The organism is Serratia sp. ASV30 (genome assembly GCF_016428815.1).
GTDB lineage: Bacteria > Pseudomonadota > Gammaproteobacteria > Enterobacterales > Enterobacteriaceae > Chania > Chania fonticola_C.
In genome coordinates this window covers 59,546-69,410 of record NZ_JAELTL010000027.1, presented here as the reverse complement: position 1 = coordinate 69,410, position 9,865 = coordinate 59,546, and the positions used below count along the sequence as shown (strand labels likewise).

General features: G+C 53.8%; 11 protein-coding genes. All 11 read right to left on the bottom strand.

All coding sequences use genetic code 11. The features are described from left to right. A partial coding sequence (gene tolA / locus JHD74_RS13900; RefSeq protein WP_199062904.1) for a cell envelope integrity protein TolA occupies nt 1-822 on the bottom strand: 822 nt, incomplete at its 3' end. A 78-nt stretch (nt 823-900) separates the two neighbouring features. Further along, nucleotides 901-1,329 (bottom strand): colicin uptake protein TolR, encoded by a 429-nt coding sequence (gene tolR, locus JHD74_RS13895; protein ID WP_024529347.1) that lies wholly within the window; start codon nt 1,327-1,329, stop codon nt 901-903. Nucleotides 1,330-1,345: 16 nt separating this feature from the next. Then, entirely contained in the window at nt 1,346-2,029 is a 684-nt protein-coding gene (gene tolQ / locus JHD74_RS13890) for a Tol-Pal system protein TolQ (RefSeq protein WP_024483139.1), read from the bottom strand. Then, a complete protein-coding gene (gene ybgC / locus JHD74_RS13885) occupies nt 2,026-2,433 on the bottom strand; it encodes a tol-pal system-associated acyl-CoA thioesterase (protein ID WP_021805263.1) in 408 nt (135 codons plus the stop codon). The genes tolQ and ybgC overlap by 4 nt, the downstream gene beginning before the upstream one ends. Nucleotides 2,434-2,566: 133 nt before the next feature. Further along, nucleotides 2,567-2,863 carry a cyd operon protein YbgE gene (gene ybgE, locus JHD74_RS13880; protein WP_024529346.1) on the bottom strand — a complete coding sequence of 99 codons (297 nt, stop codon included), beginning with the start codon at nt 2,861-2,863 and terminating at the stop codon, nt 2,567-2,569. Continuing rightward, nucleotides 2,863-2,976: a cytochrome bd-I oxidase subunit CydX gene (gene cydX, locus JHD74_RS13875; protein ID WP_021805265.1), complete on the bottom strand. Its 114-nt coding sequence runs from the start codon at nt 2,974-2,976 to the stop codon at nt 2,863-2,865. The genes ybgE and cydX overlap by 1 nt, the downstream gene beginning before the upstream one ends. A gap of 17 nt (nt 2,977-2,993) precedes the next feature. Then, on the bottom strand, nt 2,994-4,133 hold the full coding sequence (cydB, locus tag JHD74_RS13870; RefSeq protein WP_074027944.1) for a cytochrome d ubiquinol oxidase subunit II: 1,140 nt from the start codon (nt 4,131-4,133) through the stop codon (nt 2,994-2,996). Nucleotides 4,134-4,148: 15 nt separating this feature from the next. Beyond that, nucleotides 4,149-5,717 (bottom strand): cytochrome ubiquinol oxidase subunit I, encoded by a 1,569-nt coding sequence (cydA, locus tag JHD74_RS13865; protein ID WP_021805267.1) that lies wholly within the window; start codon nt 5,715-5,717, stop codon nt 4,149-4,151. Nucleotides 5,718-6,482: 765 nt separating this feature from the next. Then, nucleotides 6,483-7,355, bottom strand: a complete 873-nt coding sequence (gene sucD / locus JHD74_RS13860) for a succinate--CoA ligase subunit alpha (protein WP_024483143.1) — start codon at nt 7,353-7,355, stop codon at nt 6,483-6,485. After that, nucleotides 7,355-8,521, bottom strand: coding sequence for an ADP-forming succinate--CoA ligase subunit beta (gene sucC, locus JHD74_RS13855; protein ID WP_004949756.1), 1,167 nt, complete (start codon nt 8,519-8,521; stop codon nt 7,355-7,357). Before sucC ends, sucD begins: the two co-directional genes overlap by 1 nt. Before the next feature lie 119 nt (nt 8,522-8,640). Continuing rightward, entirely contained in the window at nt 8,641-9,858 is a 1,218-nt protein-coding gene (odhB, locus tag JHD74_RS13850) for a 2-oxoglutarate dehydrogenase complex dihydrolipoyllysine-residue succinyltransferase (RefSeq protein WP_021805269.1), read from the bottom strand. Nucleotides 9,859-9,865: the final 7 nt, after the last annotated feature.

Below are 9,865 nucleotides of genomic sequence, written 5' to 3'. Positions count from 1 at the left end.
ATCTTCAGCAAGAGCAGACTGTTTAGCGGCTTCAGCGGCCTTCTTCTTGGCATCTGCGGCTTTCTTGGCGGCAGCAGCCTTCTCGGCAGCGGCGGCTTTTTTCGCTTCTTCTGCGGCAGCTTTTTTCTCAGCGTCGGCAGCGGCTTTCTTCTCTGCAGCCTCAGCTGCTTTCTGTTCAGCGGCCGCGGCGGCTTCTTTCTTCGCCTCTTCCGCCTGCTTTTTAGCAGCGGCGGCAGCGGCCGCTTCTTTCTTGGCTTCCGCTTCGGCTTTCTTCTGCGCATCTGCCTGCGCCTTGGCTATTTTATCCGCCTCGGCTTTGGCTTTCGCCGCAGCCTGCTCGGCTGCCTTCTGTTGTTCTTTGGCCTTCGCCGCAGCGGCTTCTGCCGCTTTCTGCTGCTCAGCAGCCTGCTGTTGCTGCTCGGCGGCTTTCTTCTGCTGTTCGGCCTGGGCCTTGGCGTCTTGCGCAGCTTTTTCCTGCGCGGCCAAACGCTCTTGTTCCAGTTCTTTCAGGCGCTGCTGTTCCGCCGCCTGTTTCTGCTGCAGCTCTTCAGCCTGCTGCTCCGCCTTCTTCTGGCGCTGCTTTTCTGCACGCTGTGCATCGCTGCTCTGTTGCTGCTGGCGGTTGTACTGCTCTACCACCGCCCCTGGATCGACCATCACGGCCCCGACCACGGAACCATCACCGCCGCCGCCTGCACTACTCATTTCAGTATTTTCGTACAGCGAACCCCAAATCAACAGGGCAATCAATAGAATGTGCAGAACCACCGAAACAATCACGGAGCGGTTAAGCTTATCATTTTGCTCAGTTGCCTTTACCAAAATAGAATCCCAAAAACTGCTGCTTAAACGGGGTTCCTGCACCACAGTGCAGGAACCGGGTTGCCACTGACCTTACGGTTAGATTGGCTGGGTCATCAACCCTACGGAAGCGACACCCGCCTGATGCAGAATATTCAATGCCTTGATAATCTCATCATACGGGACTTCCTTGGCCCCACCGATCAAAAACACCGTCTTCGGATTAGCTGCCAGACGCGACTTGGCTTCGGCCGCCACCTGCTCAGGCGGCAACAGCTCCATACGGTTGTGATCAACCACCAGGGTGTACTGACCTACGCCGGAAACTTCCAGGATCACCGGTGGATTATCGTCGCTGGACACCGTCTTGGAATCGGTGGCATCAGGCAAATCAACTTCAACGCTTTGGGTAATGATTGGCGCGGTTGCCATAAAGATCAGCAACAGCACCAACAAGACGTCCAGCAGCGGAACAATGTTGATTTCCGACTTCAGCTCACGCTTGTTACGACCACGAACTTTCGCCATGCTACCCTCCTACTTCCTATTTGCTGTCGCTGGAGAAGGCCTGACGATGCAGAATAGCGGTGAACTCTTCCATAAAGTTGTCGTAATTCTGCTCAAGCTTGTTAACGCGCTGGTTTAGGCGGTTATAGGCCATAACGGCAGGGATCGCGGCAAACAGACCGATGGCCGTGGCGATCAACGCTTCGGCGATACCCGGAGCGACCATCTGCAAGGTGGCTTGTTTTACCGCGCCCAGGGCGATAAAGGCGTGCATGATCCCCCACACGGTACCAAACAGGCCGATGTACGGGCTGATGGAACCCACGGTGCCGAGGAAAGGAATATGGTTTTCCAGCGTTTCCAGCTCACGATTCATCGAAATACGCATCGCACGCGTTGCCCCTTCGATCACCGACTCCGGCGCATGGCTGTTAGCGCGGTGCAAACGGGCAAACTCTTTGAAACCGGAATGGAAAATCTGCTCTGAGCCAGTCAGGCTATCGCGACGCGCCTGGCTTTCCTGATACAGACGGGAAAGCTCGATACCAGACCAGAATTTGTCTTCGAAGGCTTCGGCGTCGCGAGTGGCCGCATTGAGGATGCGGGTCCGCTGGATGATAATCGCCCAAGAGGCCACTGAAAAGCATATCAAAATCAGCATGATAAACTTGACCAGCAGGCTCGCCTTCAAGAATAGATCTAGGATGTTCATGTCAGTCACTGCTTAAACTCCGCGACAATAGACTTAGGAAGCGCTATCGGCTTCATTTGGTGTGGATCAATGCATGCAATCAATACATCGGCCTGACTCAAGAGAGTACCGTCAGAATTAACAATGCGTTGAGCAAACGTAAGAGAAGCCCCGCGTATTGAGGTGATTTTGCTCTGCACTTCCAGCAGGTCGTCAAGACGAGCTGGTGACAGATAATCCACCGTCATACGCCGGACAGCGAAAGCGACATGTTCTTCACTGAGCAGCTGCTGTTGATGAAAGTTATGTTGACGCAGCATCTCGGTGCGCGCTCTTTCATAAAAAGCGACGTAACGGGCATGGTAGACCACACCACCGGCATCGGTGTCTTCAAAGTAAACACGAACCGGCCATCGAAACAACTTATTACTCACGAGACTTCCAAACCAAGGCAATTGAACGCTTGCTACTATACGCAAGACGGATCGGGTTTGGAATGGGTTACTGAATGGGAATGAAAATAATTATGGGCCTGAACGGCCCATAACAGGGGGGATGCGTAATAGATTATAAAGAAACGTAAAGTAATCCTGCGGCGAGGATCACAATTGCAGGTAATGGCGCGAAAAATGCACGCCAAAACGTGCTCTGATGCCGAAAGCCGACACCGTGAATGATGCCCGCACATACCGCCCAGATCAGCAAGATGCCCTGCCAGATCTCTAACGAGCTGGTACGTGCTGCAAAACGGCTCGGATCCCAGAAGATACATCCCGCCAAAATCACCGCCAACACCAATGAAAGGGCCCGAACCGGGCCCTTGTCGGTGATAGCGTACAGCTTATCCACCAGTGACGAACTCATCACTTACCGTCTTGCTGCGCTTTTGAATCTTCACTGTGCTCAAGCGCCAGCGCCGTGATGATACCGAAGGCACAGGCAAGAAGCGTTCCGAGGATCCAGGCAAAATACCACATGGTTTAGCTCCTTTTGCTTAGTACAGCGAATGCTTATTTTTTTCGATGAAGTTCTTATCCAGGCGACCAAACATTTTGTAGTACGCCCAAGCGGTGTACGCCAGAACGATTGGCACGAAGATAATGGCAACAACGGTCATCACCTGCAGCGTGAACAGGCTGGAAGTCGCATCCCACATGGTCAGGCTGACGTTAGGCACGGTGCTTGATGGCATAACGAACGGGAACATGGTTACCCCAGCCGTCAGGATCACGCAGGCAATCGTCAGTGATGAACTCAGGAACGCCATCGCAGCTTTGTCCAAACGGGCAAACAGGATAGTGAACAGTGGCAGAACCACGCCCAACGCCGGCAGTGCCCACAGGATTGGATACTTGTTGAAGTTGATCAACCAGGCACCTGCCTGATGAGCGACTTCTTTACGCAGTGGGTTGGATTCCGCTGCCGTATCCAGTGCTGAGGTGATCACGAAACCGTCGATACCTTTCACCAGCCAGATACCCGCCAACAGGAAGCATACGCCCATCACCAGCGCAGAAATCTGCGCCGCAGCGCGTGAGCGCAGGTGAATCTCGGCAGTGGTACGCATCTGCAGGTAGGTTGCCCCCTGAGTCACCAGCATGGTCAGGCTGACAATACCGGCCAGCAAACCAAACGGGTTCAGCAGTTGGAAGAAGTTGCCGGTATAGAACAGACGCAGATATTCGTCAATATGGAACGGTACGCCCTGTAACAGGTTACCGAACGCCACGCCGAACACCACCGCAGGCACGAAGCTACCAACAAAGATGCCCCAGTCCCACATGTTACGCCAGGTGCTGTTCTCCAGCTTCGAGCGGTAGTCAAAACCGACCGGGCGGAAGAACAAGGCAGCCAGCACCAGGATCATGGCCACATAGAAACCAGAGAACGCGGCAGCATAGACCATTGGCCAGGCGGCAAACAATGCGCCACCGGCGGTGATCAGCCACACCTGGTTACCGTCCCAGTGCGGGGCAATGGCGTTGATCATTACCCGGCGCTCGGTATCGGTTTTACCGATGATGCGCATCAGAATACCGACACCCATATCGAAACCATCGGTGACGGCGAAACCGATCAGCAGAATGCCAACCAGGAGCCACCAGATAAATCGCAGTACTTCATAATCAAACATATCTTGGACTCCTGTTTAGCGCGCTTCCTGCACGGCGGCAGTCGGTTGTTCAAAGTGGTAGCGGCCAGTTTTCAGGCTGCTTGGACCCAGACGTGCAAACTTGAACATCAGGTACATTTCAGCCACCAGGAACAGGGTGTACAAGCCGCATATCAGCCCCATCGAGAACAGAATGTCGCCTGCGGTCAGCGAAGAGGTGGCGACTGCGGTTGGCAGCACCTCACCTATCGCCCACGGCTGACGGCCATACTCCGCCACGAACCAGCCCGCTTCAACGGCAATCCATGGTAACGGCAGGCCGAACAACGCAGCGCGAAGCAGCCATTTCTTCTGACCGATACGACCACGTACCACGCTCAAGAATGACAGGCCGATAATAAACAGCATCAGCACACCACAGGCCACCATGATACGGAAGGCGAAGTACAGTGGAGCAACGCGCGGGATAGAATCTTTGGTTGCCTGCTGGATCTGCGCTTCCGTTGCGTCGGTGACGTTTTCGGTATAGCGCTTGAGCAGCATGCCGTAGCCCAGATCCTGTTTGGTATCGTTGAATGCGGTACGCACTGCAGGATCGGTATTACCACCACGCAGCTCTTCCAGCAGTTGGTAAGCTTTCATACCGTTACGGATACGCACCTGGTGCTGTGCCATCAGTTCGCGCAGACCGATAACCGGGGTGTCGATAGAACGGGTAGCAATCAGGCCGAGCGCCCAAGGAATTTGAATCGCGAAGGAGTTCTCCATTTTCTCCTGGTTCGGAATACCGAACAGGGTAAATGCGGCCGGAGCCGGTTGAGTTTCCCATTCGGCTTCAATGGCAGCCAGTTTGGTTTTCTGCACGTCCCCCATTTCGTAACCGGATTCATCACCCAGTACGATAACGGAAAGGATAGCAGCCATACCGAAGCTGGCAGCAATGGCGAACGAACGCTTGGCAAAAGCAACGTCACGCCCTTTCAGCAGGTAGTAAGAGCTGATACCCAGCACGAACATCGCGCCGGTGGTGTAGCCAGAGGCCACGGTGTGAACAAATTTCACCTGAGCGACCGGGTTCAAGACCAGCTCGGAGAAGCTGAGCATCTCCATACGCATGGTTTCAAAGTTGAAGTCGGAGGCGATTGGGTTTTGCATCCAGCCGTTGGCGACCAGGATCCACAACGCAGACAGGTTTGAGCCGAGGGCAACAAACCAGGTGACCGTCATGTGCTGGATCTTGCTCAGGCGATCCCAGCCGAAGAAGAACAGACCGACCAGCGTCGATTCCAGGAAGAACGCCATCAGACCTTCGATAGCCAGCGGGGCCCCGAAGATGTCACCAACGTAATGAGAGAAGTACGACCAGTTGGTCCCGAACTGGAACTCCATGGTCAACCCGGTGGCCACACCCAGAGCAAAGTTAATTGCGAATAACTTGCCCCAGAATTTGGTCATATCTTTATAAATTTGTTTGCCGGACAGCACATATACCGTTTCCATAATTGCCAGCAAAAACGCCATACCCAGCGTTAATGGGACAAATAGGAAGTGGTACATCGCCGTTAAAGCAAACTGTAAGCGCGACAGTTCGACAATATCAAACATCTTGACTCCTTGCTCCTCGCAGGAAGACTCCGACTTGCGGTTATCGGTATTACTCCCGAAAGAGTAGCCGGTAACGCCCCGCAGTGAATGCCCTTAAACACAACAAAATTTGATCCAGCCTCTCCGCTTTCAACCGCACGTTCAGAGCCAGACCACGAGGGACGGGAGCAAAACGCACCAATGAAAACCGACAGCGGGTAACAAATGCAACAAGATCAACCATCCGTAATTACACAATGGCATGATACTCGCCAAAGCCCATACAATAAATAGGTATTTGCGTGACACAGGTTGGACTTTTGGCTACAGGTCAAAAATCAGCCTAAATAGGTAGCTAGGCCTATATTGATCTAAAACAATTTAAGCCTATCTGCATATTATTGCTAGGCTCATTACACATTTTACTGTAATTTCCCAGCGCCCATGTTAAGCAATGGTTTAATTGTTTTTTATTGATATCTTTGTGTTAAATAAATGTAATTTAAAATACCCCCAATTGTATTACTTCAGCATTACCATTCGATAGATATTAACTTTTTATTTTCAATGCCGATTACAGTGAGTTAACTCACAAATCTGCTTTTTGCTAAGTAATCATAGACCATGTTGCGAGGTTGATCTCAGAACCTGCAAATACTGAGTGGTCAGTTCGCACCTCCCGCAACAATACCTTGCAAAAACCCCTTCCCTCTCAGTGGTATACAAAAAAAAGGCCGCCCAAAGGGCGGCCAAACATGTCGAGATATTATTATTTGCTATAGGGTACTAACGATTCAGGATCGCCTTCACTGCGTCACCGATATCAGCCAGGCTGCGTACGGTTTTCACCCCTGCCGCTTCCAGAGCCGCGAACTTCTCATCCGCAGTCCCTTTGCCGCCGGCAATGATGGCGCCAGCATGGCCCATACGCTTGCCTTTAGGTGCAGTAACACCGGCGATATAGCCCACCACCGGCTTGGTGACGTGCTCTTTGATATAGGCCGCCGCTTCTTCTTCCGCGCTGCCGCCAATCTCACCGATCATGACGATAGCTTCGGTCTGCGGATCTTCCTGGAACAACTTCAGGATATCGATAAAGTTGGAACCCGGGATCGGGTCACCACCGATACCGACGCAGGTAGACTGCCCCAGACCGGCGTCAGTGGTTTGTTTTACCGCTTCATAGGTCAGAGTACCTGAACGGGAAACGATGCCTACCTTGCCTGGCAGGTGGATATGGCCAGGCATGATACCGATCTTGCATTCGCCCGGGGTGATTACACCTGGGCAGTTCGGGCCGATCATGCGCACACCGGCTTCATCCAGCTTCACTTTCACGGTCAGCATATCCAGAGTTGGGATACCTTCGGTGATGGTGATGATCAGTTTGATGCCCGCATCGATAGCTTCCAGAATGGAGTCTTTGCAGAATGGCGCTGGCACGTAGATAACAGACGCGGTAGCGCCGGTCGCTTCAACCGCTTCACGCACGGTGTTGAACACTGGCAGACCCAGGTGCTGAGTACCGCCTTTGCCTGGAGTCACGCCACCAACCATTTTGGTGCCGTAAGCGATAGCTTGTTCGGAGTGGAAGGTACCCTGGCTACCGGTGAAACCCTGGCAGATTACTTTGGTGTTCTTATCGATTAAAATGGACATTATTTACCCTCCACTGCCGCAACAACTTGCTGAGCCGCATCAGTCAGGCTGGTCGCAGCAATGATATTCAAACCGCTGTCCGCCAGTTTCTTGGCGCCCAGTTCGGCGTTATTCCCTTCCAAGCGCACGACGACCGGGACGTTAACGCCCACTTCGGCTACCGCGCCAATGATACCGTCGGCGATCAGATCGCAGCGTACGATGCCACCGAAGATGTTAACCAGTACCGCTTTCACCTTGTCATCAGACAGGATGATTTTGAAGGCTTCGGTCACGCGCTCTTTGGTTGCGCCACCGCCCACATCCAGGAAGTTGGCTGGTTCGCCACCGTGCAGTTTCACGATGTCCATGGTACCCATCGCCAGACCGGCACCGTTCACCATGCAACCGATGTTACCGTCGAGGGCAACATAGTTCAGTTCCCACTGAGCCGCACGGGATTCACGCTCGTCTTCCTGAGAAGGGTCACGCATTTCACGCAGTTCGGACTGGCGGAACAGGGCGTTGCCATCGGCACCCAGCTTACCATCCAGGCAGATCAGATCGCCCTGCTTGGTCACGACCAGCGGGTTGATCTCAACCATCGCCAGATCGCGCTCCAGGAACAGCGTTGCCAGACCCATAAAGATTTTGGCAAACTGGCCGACTTGCTTACCGGTCAGGCCCAGTTTGAATGCCAGCTCACGCCCCTGGTAAGGCTGTGGGCCTGCCAGTGGGTCGATGGTCATTTTGTGGATCAGTTCCGGGGTCTCTTCCGCAACTTTCTCAATTTCAACGCCGCCTTCGGTGGAAGCCATAAACACTACGCGACGGCTGGCACGGTCAACTACCGCTCCCAGATACAGCTCTTTATCGATGTCAGTGGCCGCTTCTACCAGGATCTGGTGAACCGGCTGGCCCAGCGCATCGGTCTGGTAGGTCACCAGGCGTTTACCCAGCCAGGCTTCGGCAAAAGCACGGATATCTTCTTTGCTGTTAACCACTTTAACGCCACCAGCTTTACCACGGCCGCCAGCATGAACCTGACATTTTACCACCCACGGGCCGGAGCCGATTTTAGATGCGGCTTCTTCTGCTTCACGCGGAGTGGTACAGGCGTAACCGGTTGGTGCTGGCATGCCATACCGAGCAAACAGCTGTTTTGCCTGATATTCGTGTAAATTCATGATGTTCTATCCATTCAGGTCAGAAAGTTTTAGCCGGGTCACTTTCGCGGTATTCCGCATGACTTATCGGCCACATAGCACAGGGTGTGGGCGCGGCAAGGCCGCGCCCTTGCAGGGATTTAAACGTCCAGCAGCAGACGAGCCGGATCTTCCAGCATGTCTTTCACCGTCACCAGATAACTCACCGACTCTTTGCCATCGATCAGACGATGATCGTAAGACAGAGCCAGATACATCATCGGCTGGATCACGACCTGACCATTGACCGCCATTGGGCGATCCTTGATGGCGTGCATACCCAGGATGGCGCTCTGTGGTGGGTTGATGATCGGGGTAGACATCAATGAACCGAAGACGCCGCCGTTGGTAATGGTGAAGTTACCGCCGGTCAGCTCTTCCACGGTCAATTTGCCGTCACGGCCTTTGATCGCCAGCTCTTTGATTTTCTTCTCGATGTCCGCCATGCTCATGGAGTCGACGTCACGCAGTACCGGGGTTACCAGGCCACGTGGAGTCGATACCGCAATGCTGATATCGAAGTAGTTGTGGTAAACCACGTCGCTACCGTCGATAGAGGCGTTCACTTCAGGGAAGCGTTTCAGCGCTTCGACTACCGCTTTGATGTAGAAGGACATAAAGCCCAGACGTACACCGTGGCGTTTTTCGAAGGCTTCACCGTACTGCTTGCGCAGATCCATGATCGGCTGCATGTTGATTTCGTTGAAGGTGGTCAGCATCGCGGTGCTGTTCTTCGCTTCCAACAGGCGCTCGGCAACGCGTTTGCGCAAACGGGTCATAGGAACACGTTTTTCGCTACGGCCGCCCAAGGCTGGCTGAGGTGCCGCCGCTGGGGCTGCTGCAGCCGGTGCCGCTTTCTTGCTGGCAGCCAGGTGCGCTTCTACGTCTTCACGCGTGATACGTCCACCCACGCCGCTGCCTTTGATGGCAGCAGCATCGAGATCGTGTTCGGCAATCAGGCGGCGGATCGCCGGGCTGAGTGCGTCGTTGTTCTCTTCTTCCAGGCTGGCGGTTGCACGCTGAGCCGGAGTTGATTCAACGCTCTGAGCTTTCGCTTCGGTCGGCTTGCCAGAGCTGTCACCCTGACGGATACGCCCGAGAAGCTGACGTGAAGTCACGGTTGCGCCTTCGTCTTCCAGGATTGCTTCCAGTACACCGGCTTCACTGGCTGGCACTTCCAATACAACTTTGTCGGTTTCAATCTCAACCAGCACTTCGTCACGCTGAACGGTGTCACCCGGTTTTTTATGCCAGGTGGCGACGGTCGCATCGGCAACGGATTCAGGGAGGTCAGGAACCAGAATATCTACGCTACTCATTAGCTTT

Excerpts from the sequence above, each read along its gene's own strand:
- tolR (WP_024529347.1), bottom strand. The coding sequence starts at position 1,329 with ATGGCGAAAGTTCGTGGTCGTAACAAGCGTGAGCTGAAGTCGGAAATC.
- ybgE (WP_024529346.1), bottom strand. The coding sequence starts at position 2,863 with ATGAGTTCGTCACTGGTGGATAAGCTGTACGCTATCACCGACAAGGGC.
- cydX (WP_021805265.1), bottom strand. The coding sequence starts at position 2,976 with ATGTGGTATTTTGCCTGGATCCTCGGAACGCTTCTTGCCTGTGCCTTC.
- cydB (WP_074027944.1), bottom strand. The coding sequence starts at position 4,133 with ATGTTTGATTATGAAGTACTGCGATTTATCTGGTGGCTCCTGGTTGGC.
- cydA (WP_021805267.1), bottom strand. The coding sequence starts at position 5,717 with ATGTTTGATATTGTCGAACTGTCGCGCTTACAGTTTGCTTTAACGGCG.
- sucD (WP_024483143.1), bottom strand. The coding sequence starts at position 7,355 with ATGTCCATTTTAATCGATAAGAACACCAAAGTAATCTGCCAGGGTTTC.
- sucC (WP_004949756.1), bottom strand. The coding sequence starts at position 8,521 with ATGAATTTACACGAATATCAGGCAAAACAGCTGTTTGCTCGGTATGGC.
- odhB (WP_021805269.1), bottom strand. The coding sequence starts at position 9,858 with ATGAGTAGCGTAGATATTCTGGTTCCTGACCTCCCTGAATCCGTTGCC.